This is a genomic window from Exiguobacterium sp. Leaf187 (assembly GCF_001423925.1).
Lineage (GTDB): Bacteria > Bacillota > Bacilli > Exiguobacteriales > Exiguobacteriaceae > Exiguobacterium_A > Exiguobacterium_A indicum.
Window position 1 is genome coordinate 1,089,200 of record NZ_LMPR01000009.1, and the last position, 21,578, is coordinate 1,110,777.

The 21,578-nt window shown below is 46.0% G+C and carries 21 protein-coding genes; 5 read left to right on the top strand and 16 right to left on the bottom strand.

Going from position 1 to position 21,578, the window contains the following annotated elements:
• Positions 1-3: 3 nt before the first annotated feature.
• Both coxB and cyoE read right to left on the bottom strand, forming a co-directional pair.
• Positions 4-1,035, bottom strand: coding sequence for a cytochrome c oxidase subunit II (gene coxB / locus ASF99_RS10005; protein WP_023468829.1), 1,032 nt, complete (start codon positions 1,033-1,035; stop codon positions 4-6).
• A gap of 64 nt (positions 1,036-1,099) precedes the next feature.
• On the bottom strand, positions 1,100-2,032 hold the full coding sequence (gene cyoE / locus ASF99_RS10010; protein ID WP_023468830.1) for a heme o synthase: 933 nt from the start codon (positions 2,030-2,032) through the stop codon (positions 1,100-1,102).
• Positions 2,033-2,357: 325 nt separating this feature from the next.
• Between cyoE and ASF99_RS10015 the strand changes: the two genes are divergently transcribed.
• Positions 2,358-3,251, top strand: a complete 894-nt coding sequence (locus ASF99_RS10015) for a COX15/CtaA family protein (RefSeq protein ID WP_023468831.1) — start codon at positions 2,358-2,360, stop codon at positions 3,249-3,251.
• A gap of 46 nt (positions 3,252-3,297) precedes the next feature.
• Here the strand turns inward: ASF99_RS10015 and ASF99_RS10020 are convergent, their stop codons facing one another.
• From ASF99_RS10020 to ASF99_RS10035, 4 genes are all read right to left on the bottom strand, one after another.
• The gene (locus ASF99_RS10020) at positions 3,298-4,653 is read right to left on the bottom strand and encodes a cryptochrome/photolyase family protein (protein ID WP_023468832.1); all 1,356 of its coding nucleotides are present in this window, start codon (positions 4,651-4,653) and stop codon (positions 3,298-3,300) included.
• A gap of 75 nt (positions 4,654-4,728) precedes the next feature.
• On the bottom strand, positions 4,729-8,163 hold the full coding sequence (locus ASF99_RS10025; RefSeq protein WP_055968671.1) for a pyruvate carboxylase: 3,435 nt from the start codon (positions 8,161-8,163) through the stop codon (positions 4,729-4,731).
• The gene (locus ASF99_RS10030; protein ID WP_055968672.1) at positions 8,156-9,427 is read right to left on the bottom strand and encodes an FtsW/RodA/SpoVE family cell cycle protein; all 1,272 of its coding nucleotides are present in this window, start codon (positions 9,425-9,427) and stop codon (positions 8,156-8,158) included. Before ASF99_RS10030 ends, ASF99_RS10025 begins: the two co-directional genes overlap by 8 nt.
• Positions 9,428-9,497: 70 nt before the next feature.
• Positions 9,498-9,776, bottom strand: a complete 279-nt coding sequence (locus ASF99_RS10035) for a YlaN family protein (RefSeq protein ID WP_023468835.1) — start codon at positions 9,774-9,776, stop codon at positions 9,498-9,500.
• A gap of 123 nt (positions 9,777-9,899) precedes the next feature.
• Between ASF99_RS10035 and ASF99_RS10040 the strand changes: the two genes are divergently transcribed.
• Positions 9,900-10,361 (top strand): hypothetical protein, encoded by a 462-nt coding sequence (locus ASF99_RS10040; protein ID WP_023468836.1) that lies wholly within the window; start codon positions 9,900-9,902, stop codon positions 10,359-10,361.
• 39 nt (positions 10,362-10,400) lie between these two features.
• On the opposite strand, the gene ASF99_RS10045 is transcribed toward ASF99_RS10040, so the two are convergent.
• Positions 10,401-11,717 carry a PhoH family protein gene (locus ASF99_RS10045; protein WP_023468837.1) on the bottom strand — a complete coding sequence of 439 codons (1,317 nt, stop codon included), beginning with the start codon at positions 11,715-11,717 and terminating at the stop codon, positions 10,401-10,403.
• 40 nt (positions 11,718-11,757) lie between these two features.
• Complete coding sequence (locus ASF99_RS10050) at positions 11,758-12,210, bottom strand: hypothetical protein (RefSeq protein WP_023468838.1); 453 nt, start codon at positions 12,208-12,210, stop codon at positions 11,758-11,760.
• A gap of 117 nt (positions 12,211-12,327) precedes the next feature.
• Between ASF99_RS10050 and ASF99_RS10055 the strand changes: the two genes are divergently transcribed.
• A complete protein-coding gene (locus tag ASF99_RS10055; RefSeq protein WP_029342171.1) occupies positions 12,328-12,531 on the top strand; it encodes a YlaI family protein in 204 nt (67 codons plus the stop codon).
• A 43-nt stretch (positions 12,532-12,574) separates the two neighbouring features.
• Here the strand turns inward: ASF99_RS10055 and ASF99_RS10060 are convergent, their stop codons facing one another.
• From ASF99_RS10060 to typA, 3 genes are all read right to left on the bottom strand, one after another.
• Positions 12,575-13,672 carry a PQQ-dependent sugar dehydrogenase gene (locus tag ASF99_RS10060; protein ID WP_058713752.1) on the bottom strand — a complete coding sequence of 366 codons (1,098 nt, stop codon included), beginning with the start codon at positions 13,670-13,672 and terminating at the stop codon, positions 12,575-12,577.
• 121 nt (positions 13,673-13,793) lie between these two features.
• Positions 13,794-14,147, bottom strand: a complete 354-nt coding sequence (locus ASF99_RS10065; RefSeq protein WP_023468841.1) for a YlaH-like family protein — start codon at positions 14,145-14,147, stop codon at positions 13,794-13,796.
• Positions 14,148-14,173: 26 nt separating this feature from the next.
• The gene (gene typA, locus ASF99_RS10070) at positions 14,174-16,021 is read right to left on the bottom strand and encodes a translational GTPase TypA (RefSeq protein ID WP_023468842.1); all 1,848 of its coding nucleotides are present in this window, start codon (positions 16,019-16,021) and stop codon (positions 14,174-14,176) included.
• A gap of 185 nt (positions 16,022-16,206) precedes the next feature.
• Between typA and ASF99_RS17375 the strand changes: the two genes are divergently transcribed.
• Positions 16,207-16,377 carry a DUF5325 family protein gene (locus tag ASF99_RS17375; RefSeq protein WP_158581850.1) on the top strand — a complete coding sequence of 57 codons (171 nt, stop codon included), beginning with the start codon at positions 16,207-16,209 and terminating at the stop codon, positions 16,375-16,377.
• 41 nt (positions 16,378-16,418) lie between these two features.
• On the opposite strand, the gene ASF99_RS10075 is transcribed toward ASF99_RS17375, so the two are convergent.
• From ASF99_RS10075 to ASF99_RS10085, 3 genes are all read right to left on the bottom strand, one after another.
• Complete coding sequence (locus ASF99_RS10075; protein WP_035396699.1) at positions 16,419-17,204, bottom strand: inositol monophosphatase family protein; 786 nt, start codon at positions 17,202-17,204, stop codon at positions 16,419-16,421.
• Between the two features lie 124 nt (positions 17,205-17,328).
• Entirely contained in the window at positions 17,329-17,517 is a 189-nt protein-coding gene (locus tag ASF99_RS10080) for a hypothetical protein (RefSeq protein WP_023468845.1), read from the bottom strand.
• A 282-nt stretch (positions 17,518-17,799) separates the two neighbouring features.
• Complete coding sequence (locus tag ASF99_RS10085) at positions 17,800-18,072, bottom strand: UPF0223 family protein (RefSeq protein WP_023468846.1); 273 nt, start codon at positions 18,070-18,072, stop codon at positions 17,800-17,802.
• 132 nt (positions 18,073-18,204) lie between these two features.
• On the opposite strand from ASF99_RS10085, the gene ASF99_RS10090 reads away from it, so the two are divergent.
• Positions 18,205-19,692, top strand: coding sequence for an aminotransferase class I/II-fold pyridoxal phosphate-dependent enzyme (locus ASF99_RS10090; protein ID WP_035396697.1), 1,488 nt, complete (start codon positions 18,205-18,207; stop codon positions 19,690-19,692).
• Positions 19,693-19,748: 56 nt separating this feature from the next.
• Here the strand turns inward: ASF99_RS10090 and ASF99_RS10095 are convergent, their stop codons facing one another.
• Both ASF99_RS10095 and lpdA read right to left on the bottom strand, forming a co-directional pair.
• Positions 19,749-20,054, bottom strand: a complete 306-nt coding sequence (locus ASF99_RS10095) for an SAV0927 family protein (RefSeq protein ID WP_023468848.1) — start codon at positions 20,052-20,054, stop codon at positions 19,749-19,751.
• 110 nt (positions 20,055-20,164) lie between these two features.
• Positions 20,165-21,577 (bottom strand): dihydrolipoyl dehydrogenase, encoded by a 1,413-nt coding sequence (gene lpdA, locus ASF99_RS10100; RefSeq protein ID WP_029342176.1) that lies wholly within the window; start codon positions 21,575-21,577, stop codon positions 20,165-20,167.
• Between the last annotated feature and the right edge of the window lies 1 nt (position 21,578).

Consider the following 21,578-nt stretch of genomic DNA (forward strand, 5'->3'; position numbering starts at 1 on the left):
AAATTATTGGAGCTTTTTGTCCAATAGATAATCTGCCAATTCGCTCAATTCTTCATCGCTGATCTGATCTTCAGAGAATCCAGGCATTTTTGTACCTTGTTTCTCTTTTTGAGGATCGCGAATCCATTTTTCGAGGTTTTCTTTATCATGGTCGAGGTAACCCGCGATACGTTGACGATCACCGAAGTTCGTCAAGCTAGGTGCGACTTTCCCGCCACCATGACAGCTGAGACAGTTCTGGGCATAGACTTTCTCGCCAGTCGTCCAGTTCTTTTCATTCTTTTTATCAAGCTGCTTCGTCTCTGCTTCTTTCGCAGCTTTCATATCTTTCAACCAGTTGTCGTAGTCCTCTTGTTCAAGTGCAACGACTTTGAAGTCCATCAATGCGTGAGAAGGACCACACAACTCGGCACATTTACCGTAGTAAGTGCCTGCTTCTTTTGCTTGTAACCACATTTCGTTCTCAAGACCTGGGTTCGTATCTGTTTTACCAGAAAGAGCTGGTACCCAGAATGAGTGAATGACGTCTTTAGACGTCAAGTTAACAGCAACACGTTTACCGACTGGGATGACAAGTTCTTGTCCTGTCGAAACACCTTTGTCTGGGTATTCGAACTCCCACCAGTAGAGGTTTGCTGTAACGTTGATTTGTTCGTTTTTCTTCGCTTCTTTTGCATCTGCGAGTTCAACCGTTGTTTTGATCGTCGGAATTGCAAGAACGATCAAAAGAAGAATCGGAATGACTGTCCAGATGATTTCAAGCGTATGGTTCCCTTCGACTTGCTTCGGAACCGTGTTATCACCTGATTTACGACGGAATTTCATAAGTACGTAAATATAAATGACGGCTACGATCGCAAGGACGAACAACATGACCCACAAGCTAAGCTTGATGATCTCAAGTTGCATCTCAGCGCCTTCTCCGCGAGGCTGTAGCGCAGACAATTCCGGAATTCCACAACCTGATAACATGAGTGCCATCAAGCCGATTGGAAGAAGCCGGAAGAGCATTTTTACTGATTTTTTCACAACCATCCCCACTTTCTTTGTCCCCAATTTTGTCTTTCGTAATGGTGTACGTGAATTATGTCAAATCGTTTTAGAGAGAAACGAGTACGACCGTCACGATCCAAGCCGTGAAATAAAACAGTGAGAAGAAGAACATCTTCGACGCCCATTTGATTTCGGCTTGTTCATCTTGGATCTTCAGACCTTTCAGTCCCATATAGAGCCAATATCCACCGAGCAATGCCATGACGATCATGTAGATGATGCCATAGTGTGCTAAGAGGAGTGATGATGGAATGAGTACTGCAATCCACCATACAATTTGTCGTTTCGTGATCGCGAATCCGTTTACGACAGGTAACATCGGGATACCTGCTGCCCGATACTCCTCTGTCCGTCGCATCGCGAGTGCAAGGAAATGTGGTGGTTGCCACACGAACATGATGAGGAATAAAATCCACGCATCAATGTGAAGCGTCGGAGTGACTGCCGCAAATCCAATGATTGGTGGCACAGCTCCTGATATACCACCTACGACTGTATTGATCGTGTGCGTCCGCTTTAACCACATCGTATAAATCACGACGTAAACGAATGATCCGATCAATCCGAACACTGCCGCCACATGGTTGACGATCAACAACAATACCGTACCGGTCGCAAGAATACCGAGTCCTAGTGCGAGTATCCGCTGTCCATCCATCTTCCCAGTAACGCTTGGTCTTCCCATCGTCCGTTCCATCTTGTAATCGATGTCCCGGTCAATGTAGTTATTGAGGTAGCAACTTCCGGCAATGACCAATCCACTCCCGAGAAGCGTCCACAGTAACATCCACTTGGTTTGCCACAAGTACAACAGGACATCATCCGTTATGTACGATGCTGCTACGACATACCCCGCGAAGACCGTAATCAGATTGGCACGAACAATCCCCATTTTTGCTAGGGTAATATAGTCCTTGAATGTCGGCTGATCTGCTTGCTCGATCGCCATATCCAGTGCCTCTCCAGTAACTTTCGCCATGCTGTTCCCTCCTTTTCACCGTCTGCTTCCGTTTAGCACCTAAGCTTCACGTAATTTCTTCACAGAAATAACACAGACATGCCACGAAACGCCCTTTTCTCTATAAAAGATACCACATATCGAGGACCGTGACGTATGAAAATACTTTCGACATAATGAACAAAATGTGAAATCTATGTGATTTTCATCACAGTTCACCATATTTACCTAATACTAGAATAGCGTTGTTCTAAAAGATTGCAACCCTTTCAGTACTTTTTATGCGATACTAGACCTATGGAAATCCATGTATTTCGTATTTTTTTAGAAAGGTGGTGTCCAAATCTTGAATCGAAAACTTTCGATGTTTTCAGCCTTCGTCACGTTTACGATGATGATCGTCTTACTGATGGGTGGGACAGTCACAAAAACGGATTCGGGAGATGGTTGCGGAACGGATTGGCCACTCTGTCACGGGGAACTCATTCCGACGAACCCAAGTGTTGAAACGATGATTGAATATAGTCACCGCGCTGTGACTGGAGTCGTTGGACTCTTAATCATTGCCTTATGTCTCTGGACGCTCGTTGCCTTCAAGGATCGATTAGATACGAAGATCTTTGCGTTTCTTGCTTTCATCTTCATGTTGATTCAATCGATCGTCGGTGCTGGAGCAGTCGTTTGGCAACAATCAGACCTCGTCATGGCGTTACATTTCGGAATCTCTTTGATTTCCTTTGCTTCGCTATTGATTTTGACACTGTTGATCATGGAGCGTCCGGGTCAGGAATTCAGGGAATCTGTCCCAGCATTCTTACGGAAGCTCTTGTACGGTCTACTCATCTATACGCTGATCGTCGTTTATACGGGTGCTTACGTACGCCACGTCGGGGCTACATATGCTTGCGTTGGTTGGCCTGTCTGTTCTCAACCTTCCATGACGTTCGAAGCGTGGGTGCAGATGATTCACCGAATCATGGCAGGATTACTGTTCCTGTTCACCTTATTCGTCCATGTCGTTGCGATTCGCTTAAAGCATCGGACGACAACGATTGGTATGGCGTTCGCGACGTTCTTCATCTCGTGCCAAGTCGCCACTGGGGCTTGGATCGTTCTTGGTGGACATGCAACGTATGTGCCGTTACTCCACGCCTTCTTGATCACATGTTACTTCGGGGTCTTATCTTACTTGACGTACCATGCATTCCGAACGCGTAAGGCAAATAGTCGTCTTCAATAAGGTCATAAAAAAGGATGTTCCTCACTTGAGGGACATCCTTTTTTCATTATTTGAATCGAGCAATCGCACGCTTTCGCGCTTCGTCATGTGCGACGATTGGTTCTGGATAGCCATAATCCTTGCGTTGCTCAGCAGTCGGTTCATGAATATACTGCTTTGATAAATCCTTGATTTCCGTGACATACTTTCGAATGAACGCTCCATCCTTATCGAACTTCTTCGATTGAGTCGTCGGATTGAAGACGCGGAAGTACGGGACGGCATCCGTTCCGACTGATGCTGCCCATTGCCAACCCCCGATGTTTGATGCCGCTTCGTAATCAACGAGTTTCTGCTGGAAATATCGTTCGCCTTTCTGCCAATCGACCAACAAGTCTTTTGTCAGGAAAGAAGCGACGATCATCCGTAGACGATTATGCATCCACCCTGTTTGATTCAATTGCCGCATCGCTGCATCAACGATCGGATAGCCCGTCTTGCCTTCACACCACGCCTTGAAGCCCTCTTCATCTTTCTCCCATTCGATTTCCCGATATTGCGTATTGACGGCTTGTCGTTTTGATTCCGGGAAATGCATTAAAATCATGTAATAGAATTCACGCCAGATGAGTTCGGTGATGAAGGTCTGTTTCCCTTTTGATTCTTTTGCCTCCTGAACAGCCGCATAGACGGTCCGAATGCTGATTTCTCCAGTCCGTAAATAGCGAGAAAGTAAACTCGTACCGTCGACAGCAGGAAAATCACGGTTCTCTTCGTAATCTTCAAGCGATTGTTCGATGAATTTCTTCAAGCGTTGTTTCGCCTGCTTTTCACCTGGATAGAAGACAGCTTCCGACTCTGCCTTTTTAAAATAAGCGTTGATGAAACTATTATCGTGCTGACGCTTTTGATAATGATCCCGCAGCGTTTGCCATTTGACTTCGTATGGTGCAGGAATGTCTTTTTTCATGAATGCATTCTTATATGGCGTGAATACTTTATAGAACTTTCCATCTTGCTTTTTAATGTCATGTGGATGAAGAAGATGCCGGTCTAGTAGTCGCTCCGTCTGACGATCTTTACGCTTTTTAATGATTTTTTCATCTCGCGTCTTAAATGGTTCGACATATTCCGCATTAAATAACAAAACGTCCGCATCACCAGTTGCGTCTAAGAAAGCCTGTTCATCGCCTTCGATGAAACGGATTGGCATCTCTTTCTCTTTGCAGGCATCAGAAAACATCTCGAGCGCTTGGAAGAAATATTGTTGCCGTGCTTCATATTCTCCGATGTAATCCGGATTGAGCCAAAAGACGAACTCGACCGCCGCCTTCGGATTTTCATTTAGTAATTCAACAGCACGTGCCAACATGTGGTTATCTTGTAATCGAAAATCACTTCGTACCCAACAAATAATGTTCAATCGTATCCTCTCCCACTACGTATTGAATGAAAAACAGGCAGCCCGCCGAGCGTGCGCCTGTTTTTCCTTGTGACCTTATACGAATTCAATCAGTAAGTCTTGACTCGCGATGGCTTCGCCTTCCTTGACGTGGACGGCTTTGATTTCACCGTCTTCCGGTGCTTGGATCGTCGTTTCCATCTTCATCGCTTCCGTGACGAGGAGTTGCTCTCCTTTACGGACACGTGTACCCGTCTCGACGAGCACCTTCAGCACGCTCCCCGGCATTGATGCACCGATTTGTTTCGCATTGCTTCGATCTGCTTTTGGACGACTTGATGAACTTTCCTTAATACTGATGTCTTTGACTTCGACTTCACGAGGAACACCATTCATCTCATAATAGATCGTCCGCATACCATGATCGTCTGGCTGACCGATTTGAATCAACTTAAGGTAGAGTGTCTTGCCTCGTTCGATTTCAACCTCGATCGTCTCCCCTAGACGCATTCCATGGAAGAACGTATTCGTATCAAGAACAGAGATATCGCCATATCGCGCGACATACGAACTGTAGTCCATGAAGACTTTTGGATAGAGCGCGTAAGCGAGTGCATCAAATTCTGTAACGGGACGTTCAAGTTTTTCGAACAACTCATGTTTGATCGCATCAAAATTGAGTGGTTCCATCATCTTACCTGGACGTTCTGTCAGCGGAGCAGCTCCCTTGAGAATAGCCTGTTGAACGTCTTGCGGGAAACCATCCGGTGGTGTTCCGAGCTCCCCTTTCATCAGTTCGACGACTGAATCCGGGAAATCAAGTCCACTTGCACGGTGCAAGACATCCTCTTCCGTCAGATGATGTTGAACCATGAAGAGTGCCATGTCTCCAACGACTTTTGACGATGGTGTGACTTTGACGATATCGCCAAACAGCATATTGACACGCGCATACATCTCTTTGACTTCAGACCAACGATCCGCAAGTCCAACCGCTTTTGCTTGTTGCTGTAAGTTCGAATACTGTCCACCCGGCATCTCATGGTCGTAGACCGTTGGATTCGGTGCGATCATATCGAGTTCGAATGCTTGATACAGATGACGCACGTCCTGCCAATAATCCGAAATCTGTTCAAACTTCTGTGCTGATACGAGCGGTTGACGTGGATGACCACTTAAGGCATGAATCAAGCTACCACCCGCTGGCTGACTCGTCAGTCCCGACATGCTTGATGCGGCGACGTCTACGACGTCGACACCTGCATCGATCGCACGCGCATACGTATAAATCCCGTTCCCACTCGCATCGTGTGTGTGGAGATGGATCGGTAGCGATACCGCATCTTTAAGTGCTGATACGAGCGCATAGGCTGCTTCCGGTTTCAAGAGACCCGCCATATCCTTGATGGCAATGATATGAGCGCCGCTTTCTTCCAGTTGTTTCCCCAGATTGACGTAATACGGCAGGTGATATTTCGGTCGATTCGCATCGAATAGATCCCCTGTGTAACAGACAGCTGCTTCCGCGATTTTACCTGTCGGCAAGACCGCATCGATCGCAAGTTGGATTGACTCCGGGTTGTTCAAGCTATCGAAGATTCGGAAAACGTCGACTCCTGCCTGCGCCGCTTCCTTAACGAACGTGTGAATGACATTGTCCGGATAGTTTTTGTAACCAACGCCGTTCGCACCACGAAGCAACATTTGAATGAGGACGTTCGGCATCTTTTCACGTAATTTCATCAGACGAACCCATGGATCCTCCGATAAGAATCGGTAGGCGACATCAAATGTCGCGCCTCCCCATGCTTCGACAGAGAACAGTTCAGGTAGCAGTTTCGCTTCCGCTTCGGCGATTGCAACGAGATCCTTCGTCCGCATCCGCGTCGCAAGGAGCGACTGATGGGCATCACGGAATGTCGTATCTGTCAACAAAACGTTCTCCTGAGCTGCCAACCATTTTGCGACGGCTTCTGGACCTTCCGCATCGAGAATCGCTTTTGCACCTGGTATATAGTCTGTCGGGAGATTTTTCGGAATCCGGACGTCGCGTGCAAGCGGCTTGTCCAATTTTCCGATTCCCGGGAATCCATTGACGGAAACCTCTCCGATGTACGTCAAAAGTTTCGTTCCACGGTCTTGACGTTTCGGGAAAATGAATAATTCTTGTGTATCATCAATGAATGATGTGTTGTAATCCCCGCTGACGAACGCATGGTGCTTCAAGACGTTGCTCAAGAATGGAATATTTGTCTTGATTCCACGGATTCGGAATTCACTTAAATTTCGACGCATCTTCGCGACGGCTTGGTCGTATGTCAAACCATGCGTCGAGATTTTAACAAGCAACGAGTCATAATATGGTGAGATTTCCGCTCCAACATAAGCATTTCCACCATCGAGACGTACACCAAAACCACCTGGTGAACGATAGGCTTTAATTTTCCCTGTATCCGGCAAGAAGCCGTTTTCCGGATCTTCTGACGTGATTCGGCTTTGGATCGCAAAACCAAGCATCTTAATGTCTTCTTGTTGCGGAATACCAACGAGGTCGCTATGTAACGATTCGCCTTCAGCAACACGGATTTGTGTCTGGACGATATCAACGCCTGTGATCATCTCCGTAATCGTGTGCTCGACTTGGACACGTGGGTTGACCTCGATGAAGTAGAACGATTCATCTTGTGTCACGAGAAATTCGACCGTACCCGCATTTTCGTATCCGACATGTTTCATCAACGTGACGGCTGCGTCACAAATCTTTTGTCGACCTTCGTCTGATAGCGTCACACACGGCGCCACTTCGACGACTTTTTGGTGACGACGCTGTACGGAACAATCACGTTCAAACAAATGAATGATGTTCCCATGGGCGTCACCGATGATTTGAACTTCGATATGTTTTGGTCGTTCAATTAATTTTTCGACGTAAATCTCATCCGAACCAAACGCTTTTAAGGCTTCAGATTTCGCACGTTCGATCATGTCTGGGAGCTCTTCTTCTGTCCGGACGACACGCATACCGCGTCCACCACCGCCAAGCGATGCTTTGACCATGAGTGGATAGCCTGCTTCTTTTGCGAACGCATATGCTTCATCAATGGATGAGATCGGACCATCCGTTCCTGGAATGACAGGAAGACCGGCCTCAATCGCTGTCGTTCGTGCCCGTACTTTATCCCCGAACTTATACAGATGCTCTTCTTGCGGTCCGATGAAGATGATTCCTTCTTCACGACAACGTTTGGCTAGCTCAATATTCTCAGAGAGGAATCCATAACCAGGATGGATTGCATCACATTCGGCTTTTTTCGCTGTTGCGATGATATCTTCAATATCGAGATAGGCTTCGATCGGTTTTTTCCCTTCTCCGATCCGGTACGCTTCATCGGCTTTATAGCGATGAAGAGAACCCATGTCCTCTCGCGAATAAATGGCAACGGTACGAATACCGAGTTCTGTCGCTGCACGGAAAACGCGAATCGCAATCTCCCCACGGTTTGCTACGAGAATCTTCTGGATTTTAGTCAACTGATGCTCCCCCTTTAGTTAATGAGCTTGTGGCACTCATCGAACGTGCAGTCCGCACTTCTTTCTGATAAGCCACTCGATATTTGTTTTGCATGGAAATGTTCGCCATTACACCAAGCATCGTACTCATGACGAGTAACGATGACCCACCGTAACTGATGAATGGCAAGGTGACGCCGGTTCCTGGAAAGAGACCAGACATCGCCGCGATATTGATACATGTCTGAATGAAGATAATACCTGAAATCCCAAGCGCAAGCATACTCGAATAAATAGAAACACACCGGTTAGCGATAATCGCCCCTTGAATCATCAAGTAGAACAGTAGACCAAGCACGACGAGGACACCGACGAATCCAAGTTCCTCCGAGATGATCGACATGATGTAGTCAGTTTCAGGTTCAGGCAAATAACCATACTTCTGAAAGCTATTCCCGAGACCTACTCCGAATAATCCCCCGTGTGCAATCGATATGACGGAGTTGATGAGCTGATATCCCTTACCTTCTGCGTCAAGGAAGGGATTCAAACTTGCCTGAATCCGTTGCATCTGATTATCCGAAAAGTTGTTCCAGGCATACATGAAGATGATTGGTACGGTGATGACACATAACATGATGTAACCACTCGGTAATCCAACTGCGAATAAAATCATCGCCGTGATGAGCAACAGAATGAACAATCCGCCGTCATCCGGTTGCATGCGAATGATGATTGCGTATGGTGCCAGTAACACAACCATCGGAATCAAAATCCAGTCCGAGAAACTAAGTAAAATTCTTCGGCCTGGAGACGTCGCTTTGATTTGACGATGGATGAAGTGGTGGACGATCCCAATCACGCCGTCCATCTTCCCTTTGTGCTTTTGATCAAAATAACTCGCAAGTCCGACGACGAGGACGAATTTACAGAGCTCGATCGGTTGAATCAAGAAGATACCGAAGTTCAGCCATGCACGAGCACCATTGAGTGGAGCCGAAAACAACGTTGCCATCAACATCAACCATGTAATCGCGTACAGGAGTAAGCGAATAACCGGTCCACGGAACACCTCATGATTTACTTGCGAAACGAAAAGGAACAAGGCGATCGCCATCGCATCAAACATCAACTGCTTCTCAAAGAAGGACGTATTCGCATAATCCCCACCGTTCCACACGCTCGCACTATAGACCATGACCGTACTGATCGCCATGAGGATGAGCATCGTAAAGAAGAGACCATAGTCAAAAAATGCTCGTTTTTCTTTAAACTTCGCTAACATATGTACACGTCCTTTTTTCATTTTCTAAAAAAAAATACCCAAACGCCGCATTTCACGTTTGAGTAGAAAATCAGCACGTCTCCGCATCATGTAAATCAGATAATTGCTGTTCAAGTGATTCGAGTAATTGTTTCCCCTCACCCGCATCAATCAGTTCAAGACGTACCGCAAAATCAATCTGACGGGATAATCCGAACATTTGTGTATCCAATACTTCCTCGTAAAGAGGACATTGTGGCATCGTTAAATTCGCAAGCTGGACCTCGATCAACCGGCGGATTTTTTGTGCATCCGCTTCTAGTAGCTCAAGAGCGCGCTGGCGATGAACTGTCTCGATTTCAGTTGACAATCCAATCCCTCCTCATCAAATGACGCGTTCCTGTTATAGCTAAACTTTACCTTACTTTCGCCAACAATTCAACGTTTCGGTATAATGGATTTGTTGGACTTACACATTTAGGGGGTAGAACAAATGATTTTTCCGATTAACGGTAAAGTACGGCATCAGTTGACGATTGATCCGACAGTCTGGATCTTTGATGAACGAAAGGTGGAAATCGAGAAAATCGGTCAACCAGCCGACACAAGTGAACAAGAAGCGTACTACGCGAAAATGGGGGCTGCGTGGGATAAAGGCATCATGGAAGGCAGTCGTACGGATCACAATCGTCCGATGACACGTGCTGAAAAAGAAGCCGCGCTTCAAGGGTCATTCGCCATGGCGCTTGCACCGTTCATCCGGAATGCCGAACTTTTACCAGATGCGATTGCCATTCGTTTTGAAGGCGAAGAAACGGTTGAACTTCCACTTGAGCAACTCGACGAAGTGTATCTGCAGTTCTCACAAGACGGCAAAGTATTAGCAGATGGACCCGTTCATCTGTTACACGGACAACGGATCGTCAAATCCGTTCATACGGTTACCGTCATATAAGGAAAACGTGGTGCGCCTGAATAGACGCACCACGTTTTTTCATAGTAAATCGGCTGCGAGGCGCGCCAAGTTCGAGCGCTCCCCTTTGACGAGTTTGACGTGTCCCGTCATCTTCTCATTTTTAAGTCGTTCTACGGCGTAGGATAAACCATTGGAATACTCATCTAGATACGGATGATCAATCTGTTGTGGATCCCCGACTAACACGATTTTCGAGTTTTCACCGACACGTGTCAAAATCGTCTTGACTTCATGTTTCGTCAAATTCTGCGCTTCATCGATGATGATGAATTGTCCCGGCATACTGCGTCCCCGGATATACGTTAAAGCTTCCAGTTGAATCGTCTTCATTCCGGCGAGAATGTTACCTAGTTCGTCTCCCGATCCCGTATTGAAAAGGTGTTCAAGGTTATCGTAGATGGGTTGCATCCACGGACGAAGCTTCTCTTCCATTTCACCCGGCAAGTAGCCGATATCGTTTCCCATCGGTACGACCGGACGAGCAACGACCAGTTTTTTATATTTATGCTCGTCTTCCACTTGCAGGAGACCCGCAGCGAGTGCAAGTAACGTTTTTCCGGTACCTGCCTTACCAACGAGTGTCACAAGTGGTACATCGTCACGTAATAATAACTCAAATGCCATCCGTTGTTGGACGTTTCGTGGAATGACGCCCCAGACTTGGTCGACATCGATCGAAAGTGCCCGAATGATCGGCAGGTTCTGATCAACGACGGCGATGGCTGAAGCTTTCGACATGTTACTTTTTAAGATGACGAACTCATTCGGTTGCACTTTTTCTGGCAAGACATCCACCGAAAGCCGTTTGTCCTGATAGAAGGCATCAATATATTCCTGATCGACGGTCACTTCGATGAATCCTGTATAAAGACCGGTCAAATCAGCGATATGATCTGTCATATAATCTTCAGCGACTAATCCATACGCATCCGCTTTGACACGGACTAAGATATCTTTTGAGACGAGAATGACATCTCGTGGGGTCGCTTCGGTTTGTTGTTCCTGATGAATCGACCACGCCAGTTCAATGATCTTATTATCGTTCGATTCATGCGTAAACGGCGAACCTTCATGAATGGAGTCCCCAATATCGACGCGAAGAATACCGCCATTTCCGAGTGGCACTCCCGCATGAAGCTGACCCGTTTCTCGTAATTGGTCTAAAATGCGAGCTGTTTCTCGTGCATTACGTCCAACCTCATCCATGTTGCGTTTTTTTCCATCTAGTTCTTCTAGTACGATCGCTGGTATGACGACGTCGTGCTCCTGGAATTGGAAAAGAGAAAGTGGATCGTGAAGCATGACATTAGTATCAAGTACGTATATTTTTTTCATTCCATCGTTCGCCCCTTTAGAGTCGAGTTTGTGATGAATGTTACGCCTTTAGGATGCGATGAACGAGTTGATCCAACCGTTCAGCTGCCTGTTCATCGTATGTTTTTTCGATAGTTGGTCGTTGTGTGACCGCTGCTCCGTAAAACAAGATGTCACGTACCTCCTCAACGCGTCCCTCATAAAAAGCGAGTGGCAACGGAAGGTCTTCTTGCGGCGTAAACGCCTTGACGTCCGTACACGTTAAGCTGTACGTCGACTGATCTGCAAAAAAGATCAATGTGAAGACCGGATGTTCTCGTAATGTTTTAACGAGATGAGAATCTGCTTCGATTGTAAAACGAACCGTTTGCGAATCCGTCGCATGTACCCAACTGATTGCGTGTGTGATGGGCCAATGTTTGGATTGATCATGCGTAATCAAAAAAACAAGTGGTAATTGCGATAGTGCTTCTAATTGATCTGAGTTGAGCTGTTGTTCAACTTTATTTGCCATGACATCACCCCCTCTACGACTTAGTGATGATATTTCGAGATATACTTCTCGTTTCCCTTTTTTACATCTGAATAATCTTCTAATATGATATACTAAGAAAAAAAGGGAGGACCTGGCATGCGAGTGAAATGTACGATTTGCGATAAGCGTGAAACGATTGATGATTGGTCCTTCACGGCGAAGCGATTACGCAATAAACCTGTTCGTGTCCACATTTGTGATGAGTGTCGATCACGCGTAGAAGAACGGACACTTGAACGCCACGCTTCTGGACAATTTCATTTATACCCGACTTGGGAAACGAAACGAAAACACTGGTAAATAAAAGGTCTGCGGGGAAATTCCCTGACAGACCTTTTGTTGTTCATCGATTGATTCGAACGAGTCGATCATCATCTGCCGATGGATTCCCTCTTCCGTCCGTATTATTTGTAATATAGTAAATCGATGTCTCGTCAATCCAGACATCTCGAATCCGACCTTGATTTTCGACGATCGTCTTGACTTGCTTCGTCTCTAGATCGATGGTTTGTAATCGTTGTCCGACAAGTGTTGCAAAATAAAGTGTATTCTCTGCCGTTGCAACTCCACTTGGTGCAACAGATTGTTCTCCTACTTCATACCACGGCGTCACCAGTCCATCTGCTTGTTCTTTCCCTTCAATCGTCGGCCATCCATAATTCTTTTGTTCGATTCGGTTGATTTCATCGTGCCCACTTTGCCCATGTTCGCTTGCATACAGTTGATCATCGACGAAAACAAGTCCTTGTGGATTCCGGTGACCGAGACTGTAGACATATCCTTTTTGATTCCCCTCGAACGGTTTCCCTTCAGATGTGATGCGTAAAATCTTTCCTGCCAATGAATCAATGTCTTGCGCTAGTTCGGGATTTGCTGCGTCTCCTGCTGTGACGTAGAGTGCGCCCTCAGGTCCCCACTCCAGTCGTCCCCCGTTATGAATCGTCGCTCCGGGAATATCATCGAGTAAGACACGTTCTTCCGTCCACTGATCACCCTCTTCTTTTATCGCAATGACGCGATTCGTCGCTTGTCCTTGTTTGGCGTACGTATGGTAGACGTATGCTGTCTGATTGTCCTTAAAATCAGGATCAAGTACCATCCCAAGCAATCCACCTTCTCCTTCAGCGAGGACATCCTCTTTCAGCTGAAGGCGCATCCGTTCATAATCATCTTTTTCTCCTTTGACAATCGTTCCTTCTCGTTCCGTGATGTAAAATACCTCTCCTTCTCGGACAATATTCCACGGAGCGTTTAGTTCTTTAAATACGACACCTTCTTGTGCTTGAGATGATTGCGTCGCTTCTTGATCACCTGAATCCTGTTGATTGTTTTCTTGTGTCGTCTGATTCGTTTCCTCTGTTGACGATTCTTCTGACGTTTGTGTACAACCCATCAGAATACCCGCTAACAGGAGGGGTGATATGACATACTTGATCTTCAATGTTTTCTCCCCCTTTTAGTATTCTAGTTCCCGCTACGCTTTAAATCATGCATCTGAATTGGCTCAAAAAAAGAACGAACCTCCGAAGAGATTCGTTCTTTTGATTCATGACATGCTTCCGTCAAGAAGCTGTCCGTTCACGTTCACGCTTGACCATCCACATCCGGAAGCGATAAATACCAAGTACGAAGACCATCGCTAAGAGTACTTCAGGAATCGGCCATGTCCAGAAGACAAGCGTCAATGCTGCCGAGAAGACGGCGAGCAAGAGATAGACGATCAGTGATTTCCACCATGCTAGTTCCTTAGCAAATCCTAACTTAAAGACGACAAGTGTCAAGATGACGACAGTGATCATTAAAGGATAAAATCCCGCTTCGATGTTATTCGGATCACTTCCGATACCGAGAAGTTTCGCGATGAACGGAATATCGTATTTCGAGAAATCAGAAGCAACGGCAGCTTGTGCATTCATTGCCAGTCCCCCTATTCGTTCAAGACTTAATCTTTACCTAGACGACGACGTTTTTCTTGCTTTTCACGTTCGTTCTTATTCAAGACTTGTTTACGGAGACGAACCGATTGTGGTGTGATTTCACAGTACTCATCTTCGTTCAAGAATGTCAACGACTCTTCAAGTGAGAAGACACGTGGACGTTTAAGAACGTTCGTTGAATCTTTTGCAGATGCACGCATGTTCGTTAATTGTTTTGCTTTAACGACGTTGACAGCGAGATCGACATCACGGTTACATTCGCCGATGATCATACCTTCGTATACTTCAATACCAGGCTCGATGAAGATCGTTCCGCGGTCTTCAAGAGCTGAGATCGCGTAAGCAGTTGCTTTACCTGTTTCGATCGAGACCATAACTCCACTACGACGTCCACCAATATCCGCTTGGATGAACGGACGGTATTCTTCGAATGTGTGGTTCATGATTCCGTATCCGCGTGTAGCAGAAAGGAATTCGTTACGGTAACCGATCAAACCACGTGAAGGAACGATGAATTCCATTTTTGTTTGACCGTTGTCCATTGTTTGCATGTTCGTCAATTCACCTTTGCGGAGACCGATCGATTCCATGACAGAACCTGTGTACTCTTCTGGTGTATCGATGACGACGCGTTCGAATGGCTCGACTTTGACGCCTTCTTCTTCTTTGATGATTACTTGCGGTTTCGATACTTGAATTTCGTATCCTTCACGGCGCATGTTTTCGATCAAGATCCCGAGGTGAAGTTCCCCACGACCAGAAACGATCCAGCGGTCCGGTGAGTCTGTGTTTTCGATGCGAAGTGAAACGTCTGTTTCGAGTTCTTTTTCAAGACGCTCTTCGATTTTACGTGAAGTAACGAGATCCCCTTCACGACCAGCGAATGGCGAGTTGTTGACGATGAATGTCATTTGAAGCGTTGGCTCATCGATACGTAATAATGGGAGTGGATCAACGTGTGAAGTCGGGCAAACCGTCTCACCGACGTTGATATCTTCCATACCAGCGATCGCAATCAAATCTCCAGCTTTTGCTGTTTCGATTTCGACACGTTTTAGGCCGAAGTAACCGAACAACTTCGTAACACGGAAGTTCTTCGTTGAACCATCAAGTTTTGAAAGCGAAACGCTATCACCAACTTTGATTTCTCCACGGAAGACACGACCGACACCGATCCGTCCGAGGTAGTTATCATAGTCAAGCATCGTCACTTGGAACTGAAGCGGCTCCATTGTGTTATCGACAGGCGCTGGTGTGTGCTCAAGAATTAAATCAAGAACGTTTGTGATTGTATCTTCTTGTTTCTCTAATTCAGGTTCAAATGAACTTGAGCCGTTGACTGCCGATGCATAAACGACTGGGAATTCGAGTTGATCTTCGTCAGCTCCGAGGTCGATCAAGAGATCAACGACTTCGTCGACGACTTCAAGAGGACGGACCATCGGTTTGTCAATTTTGTTGACGACGACGATTGGTTGAAGTCCTTGCTCGAGTGCTTTTTTCAAAACGAAACGTGTTTGTGGCATACAGCCTTCACGTGCATCGACAACGAGGATAACGCCATCAACCATACGCATGATCCGCTCAACTTCTCCACCGAAATCGGCGTGTCCTGGCGTATCAACGATGTTGATGCGTGTGTTCTTGTAATCAATTGCAGTGTTTTTCGCAAGAATCGTGATTCCACGTTCCCGCTCGATGTCATTTGAGTCCATTGCGCGTTCTTCGACTTGTTCGTTCGTACGGAACGTACCAGACTGTTTTAAAAGCTCATCGACTAATGTTGTTTTACCATGGTCAACGTGGGCGATGATCGCAACGTTGCGTAAATCATTTCGTACTAATGTTGTCATAGGTGTGTACCTCTTTCTATTCATTTAAATAAATCTTATCATACTTTCGGTCAACTTTAAGAGTATAGCACAGGTAGAGTCCTAATTGGCAATGACTAAGATTCGACATCAGTCCGAAAGCCTTTTCATTATCCTTCATTCACGCTACACTGTTAACGTACTCACGGGTAGAGGGGGAAAAGAACATGCGCCTGCTATTTTTATTACTCGCCATGCTTGCCGTAGGATCCATGGCAGCCATCGGCATCTTCATCGCGGAACAAAACGTCCCGATGACGATCGCCTCTGTCATCTTGATGATTGTTACGATGGGTGCTGGGTTCGTCTTAAAAGCACGTTTACGAAAACAAGCATGAGCAAAAAGGTTCCTTTCGTTCAAGACGAAAGAAACCTTTTTTCAATCCTCTTGTGTTTGTACGAATGTCAACACATCTTCAACGAACGTCTGGCTCCCTGCTAGCACACTCGTTTGTTCGAGAAATGACATCGATTCACCTGTGATCGTTCCGACACGCCCACCGACCTCTTCAATCAACAACTGACCGGCTGCGTAATCCCAAGGCATATTACGCATTGTGATATACCCGTCAACACGCCCTGCAGCTGTCCATGCGAGTTCGAGTGATGCTGCACCGATTGCTCGTACACCTACCGCGTGTCGTACGAGTGGTGCAAGACGATCCGTATTGATTCGACGATTTGGTGTCACCCAGGTCGCGTTCATACAGATGATTGCTTCTTTAACACTCCGCTCCTCGATTTGTGGTAATCGTATGCCGTTTTGATAAGCACCATGCCCTTTGATGACATGGAACAACTCGTCCGCCATGACATCGTAGACGAATCCATAGCGTAACTCACCATCCACCATAATCGCGATCGAGATGGCAAACATTCGTTTTTGACGGATAAAGTTCATCGTTCCATCAATCGGATCAACGAACCAGATCGTGCCTTCGAGTGTATCAGGTCGAGCGATTCGCCCTTCTTCCCCATAAATATGATGATTCGGATAGCGATCTAAAATACCTTGAATCAATAAATCCTCGACGGCTTGATCAATCTCTGTCACTAAATCGCTTTTTCCGGTTTTTTGTTCGACGTGATACGAACCATCAATTTTTTCGCGAATGTACTTTCCCGCTCGTTTGATCAAATCTATCGCATCCAACTCAATCTGCATTTGAGTTCACTCCTTCATCGTTGTTTCCAGCTTCTTCTATAGTAACAAAAAAAGAAAACCAGCGAACAGTTCGCTGGTTGAAGAGTTGATATTTTATTATAAGGTAGAGATTGGAACGTTGAAATCAAGCTTCAAGACGTACCATCTCTTGACGATATTTTTCGAGGCGCTCTTTACTTGCGCCAACAGCTTCTGCGTCACTTGCCACCATCGCATCGTGTAATGTAGCAAGCTCATAATCGATTTCGAGACGCAATACAGGAATGCGTTTTTCTGCATCTTTTCTCTTGTATGCTTCTATCACTTGTTTCACAGTAACCACACTCCTTCGCGGGATAAACAGAGGTTTAATTTGTCAGACAATTGCGACTTATTAGTGGATTGAATCTATAATAGTACGATTCAACTTAGATGTAAAGCATCTAATTTTAAAAAATACAGTTTCACATATTTGTAAGGTCAACGTCTTGTATGTAGTATATAGCCGCTTCCTTTCCACTTTAAACAAATGTTGATCATTTCCCGCACATTTCCAGTCGGATTAAAAGATAAGACTCCTACGCGATCGCATAGGAGTCTTATCTTCATGATCCAATTATTTCTTCATACGAACAATCGGTTCTTCCTGACGTTTCGCTTGTTGCATCGTCCGATAACTCGAGCAACCAGTCTCTTCCATATAAAACTGATCCCACTGTTTTTCCTCGGATTTCGAGGTGACGATTTGCTTGAATTCACGATACGCTTCGAGCAACCGTTGTCGTTCAACACCTGTCTCATACGCTTGCTCGACTAAATTAAAGAAGTCGATGACTTTCACGATTTCTTCAGTCGACCAATCGGAATTGAGCGGATAATTCAATGCCATCATTCCCACTTCCTTTCTGCACTTTTCTATTTTACACGGAAAAGAAGCATAAAACAGTTGCAACCGTCCGAAAACTTGTTATAGTTAGCTTGTTTGATTGTATTTTTATTCGGTTTTAAGGGGGGAAATCTGGTGCAAACAAAAAGCTTAACACAGCTCGATACACCTTTATTCGATGCGCTACTCGCGCATGCGAAACGTCAACCAATTCAATTTCATATTCCCGGTCATAAAAATGGTCAGGGAATGGATCCAGCCTTTCGATCGTTCATCGGTCAGAATGCGCTCGATATCGATTTAATCAATATCGCTCCCCTTGATGATCTCCATCATCCAAAGGCAATCATTAAGGAAGCTCATCAATTGGCAGCTCAAGCCTTCCACGCCGACGAAACGTTCTTTTCCGTACAAGGAACTTCAACGGCCATCATGGCGATGATCATGAGTGTCGTCGGACCTGATGATAAAATTCTCGTTCCTCGGAACGTGCATAAATCGGTGATGTCAGCTATCGTTCTTTCTGGTGCGCATCCGATTTTCATTCACCCTGAATTCGATGAGACATTCGGAATCGCGCACGGCATCACACCAAGCGCGGTAGAACGTGCCCTTGCACTTCATCCCGATACAAAAGCAGTACTCGTCATCAACCCGACCTATTTCGGCGTTGCTGGTGACTTAGAAAGCATCGTCAAGCTTTCCCATAGTAAAGGTATTCCGGTACTCGTCGACGAAGCACACGGCGTCCATATCGCCTTCCACGAAGATATGCCGTTGTCTGCGATGCAAGCAGGAGCTGATCTTGCCGCAACCAGCGTGCATAAACTCGGTGGCTCACTTACAGGAAGCTCTGTCCTGAACGTTCGTCGCGGACTTGTCTCTCCAGATAAAGTTCAAGCAGTGCTCTCGATGTTGACGACGACATCGACATCTTACCTGTTGCTCGCTTCTCTTGACTGCGCTCGGCGTCATCTTGCGATCAACGGTGAAGCGATGAATCGTCGGGCACTTGAACTTGCGACACGGATGCGCTTTGGATTAGCGAAGCTTCCTTATCTCGCTGTTTTCGGTGAATCCGATCTTCATTCGAGTGCGACGTTCGCCTTTGATCCAACGAAAGTGCTTGTTTCCGTCAAAGGGCTTGGCATTTCTGGTCACCTCGTCGAAGAGTTCTTACGTGAAGAACACCGGATCGAAGTTGAACTTTCTGATTTGAACAACATTCTCGTCATCATCACGTCTGGCGACTCAGAAGAGACGATTGATGCCTTTTTACATGCGATGTCATTACTTGTCGCACGTTATCAAAATAATGCCGCCGAGACGACTGATCATTCGATTGTTCTTCCAGACATCCCAGCGCTCGCTCTCAGTCCTCGTGATGCATTCTATGAAGAGACAGAGACGATTCCGTTGATCGATGCGGTTGGGCGGATTTCGGCTGAATTCATGATGGTATATCCACCTGGTATTCCTATCTTCATCCCAGGCGAAATGATCACGGCAGACAACCTTGCCTATATTAAAGAAAACATCGAAGCCGGTCTTCCGGTTCAAGGTCTTGAAGATCATTCGCTTGAGACGATCAAAGTCATTCAACAATCGAATGCGATTCGGTGAAGACAAGATAAAGCAGTAATCCTTAGTTAATGAGGATTACTGCTTTTTTTGTCATTTCATTCTGCGTACTCATCGTTTGGTGAACAAGGAATGAATGCTGCGAGTGCTTCACCGATTACTTCGACATCCTCTCGTTCAATCGCAAATGTACGAATTAAGACATCTCCATTCAACACATCCTGTTGATCGAGTAACGCTGACTGACCACCGGTTAAACTGACGACAAGTACTTTCCCGAAGAATTGTCCCGTACAGACGACAGCAAAATCATAGCGGGCGAGTGCAGTCGTCCAGCCGACAAAACGAACCTTATCCATTTCCGATACGTAATACAGCTCCTCTAAGGTAGTCACGGATTCCATGTGCGTCCACCCTCTCCGATTTTTACTTTTTCTTTTCCTTTTTTGTATCAAGACCAAACAAAAAAACACCTCATACACGGTCGGCTCCCCGTGTATGAGGTGTTTCGAAATTATTTAATGATGTGGATTGGGCTACCGATTGCAACTTCAGCAGTTTCCATTGCGATTTCACCGAGTGATGGGTGCGCGTGGATTGTGAGTGCGATATCTTCAGCTGTCATACCAGACTCGATTGCGAGTCCCATTTCAGCGATCATATCAGATGCGCCTGTACCAGCGATTTGCGCGCCGATCAAGAGACCATCTGATTTACGAGTGATCATTTTCAAGAAGCCGTCTGGCTCGTTGAGTGCAAGTGCACGACCATTCGCAGCGTAAGGGAATTTAGACGCGATGTAGTCGAGTCCTTCTTCTTTCGCTTGTGCTTCCGTGTAACCGACAGTAGCGAGTTCTGGGTCTGTGAAGACGACCGCTGGAATCGCGCTGTAGTCGAGGTATGCAGGGTGTCCTGCAGCTGCTTCAGCAGCAATTTTAGCTTCGAATGAAGCTTTGTGTGCAAGTGGTGGTCCTGGAACGATATCACCGATTGCGTAGATGTTTTCGTTTGAAGTACGGCACTGATCGTCGATTTCGACAAGACCACGGTCGCTGACTTTGACTTCTGCCATTTCAAGACCAAGATCACCAGTGTTCGGACGGCGACCGACAGTGACGAGGACGTAGTCCGCTTCAACTGTTTGTGCTTCACCGTTGACTTCGAATGTTACTTTAACGCCATCTTCCGACTCTTCCACACTTTGAGCAAGTGCTTCGTTGTGGATTGTGATGTTACCTTTTTGTTTGAGCTTTTTCTTAACGACTTGCGTCATAGCAGGCTCGAAACCAGAAAGGATGTCTTTTGTTCCTTCAAGAATGACGACTTCTGTATCGAAGTTCGCATACGCTGTACCAAGCTCCATCCCGATATATCCACCACCGATGACGATGAGTTTTTTCGGGATTTCAGGAAGGTTCAATGCGCCTGTTGAAGAAAGAACGCGTTTTGACCATTTGAAAGCTGGAAGTTCGATTGGAGTCGAACCTGTCGCGATGATACATTTCTTGAATTTGTAAGGAGTCGAAGAATCTTCGTTGATGATACGGACTGTATCTTCTGATTGGAAGTAAGCTTCCCCAACGACAGTCTCGACTTTGTTCCCTTTAAGAAGACCACTAACGCCGCCAGTCAATTTGTTGACGACAGATTGTTTCCAAGATTGAACTTTCGAGAAATCGACAGTTGCATTCTCAGAAGTGATCCCCATATCGCTTGAACCTTTAGCATGCTGGAAGTTATGACCTGCAGTGATCAAGGCTTTTGATGGGATACATCCAACGTTTAAGCAAACACCACCGACGTTTTCACGTTCAACGATTGTTACTTTCATACCGAGTTGCGCGCCGCGGATTGCAGCAACGTAACCACCAGGGCCAGCCCCGATTACGAGTAAATCTGTTTCTTGTGCGAATTCACCTACTACCATT

Bases quoted from the DNA above. Each gene is read 5' to 3' on its own strand.
- coxB (WP_023468829.1), bottom strand. From the start codon at position 1,035: ATGGTTGTGAAAAAATCAGTAAAAATGCTCTTCCGGCTTCTTCCAATC.
- cyoE (WP_023468830.1), bottom strand. From the start codon at position 2,032: ATGGCGAAAGTTACTGGAGAGGCACTGGATATGGCGATCGAGCAAGCA.
- ASF99_RS10030 (WP_055968672.1), bottom strand. From the start codon at position 9,427: ATGTTAGCGAAGTTTAAAGAAAAACGAGCATTTTTTGACTATGGTCTC.
- ASF99_RS10040 (WP_023468836.1), top strand. From the start codon at position 9,900: ATGATTTTTCCGATTAACGGTAAAGTACGGCATCAGTTGACGATTGAT.
- ASF99_RS10045 (WP_023468837.1), bottom strand. From the start codon at position 11,717: ATGAAAAAAATATACGTACTTGATACTAATGTCATGCTTCACGATCCA.
- ASF99_RS10050 (WP_023468838.1), bottom strand. From the start codon at position 12,210: ATGGCAAATAAAGTTGAACAACAGCTCAACTCAGATCAATTAGAAGCA.
- ASF99_RS10055 (WP_029342171.1), top strand. From the start codon at position 12,328: ATGCGAGTGAAATGTACGATTTGCGATAAGCGTGAAACGATTGATGAT.
- ASF99_RS10065 (WP_023468841.1), bottom strand. From the start codon at position 14,147: ATGAATGCACAAGCTGCCGTTGCTTCTGATTTCTCGAAATACGATATT.
- typA (WP_023468842.1), bottom strand. From the start codon at position 16,021: ATGACAACATTAGTACGAAATGATTTACGCAACGTTGCGATCATCGCC.
- ASF99_RS17375 (WP_158581850.1), top strand. From the start codon at position 16,207: ATGCGCCTGCTATTTTTATTACTCGCCATGCTTGCCGTAGGATCCATG.
- ASF99_RS10075 (WP_035396699.1), bottom strand. From the start codon at position 17,204: ATGCAGATTGAGTTGGATGCGATAGATTTGATCAAACGAGCGGGAAAG.
- ASF99_RS10085 (WP_023468846.1), bottom strand. From the start codon at position 18,072: ATGGCATTGAATTATCCGCTCAATTCCGATTGGTCGACTGAAGAAATC.
- ASF99_RS10095 (WP_023468848.1), bottom strand. From the start codon at position 20,054: ATGGAATCCGTGACTACCTTAGAGGAGCTGTATTACGTATCGGAAATG.
- lpdA (WP_029342176.1), bottom strand. From the start codon at position 21,577: ATGGTAGTAGGTGAATTCGCACAAGAAACAGATTTACTCGTAATCGGG.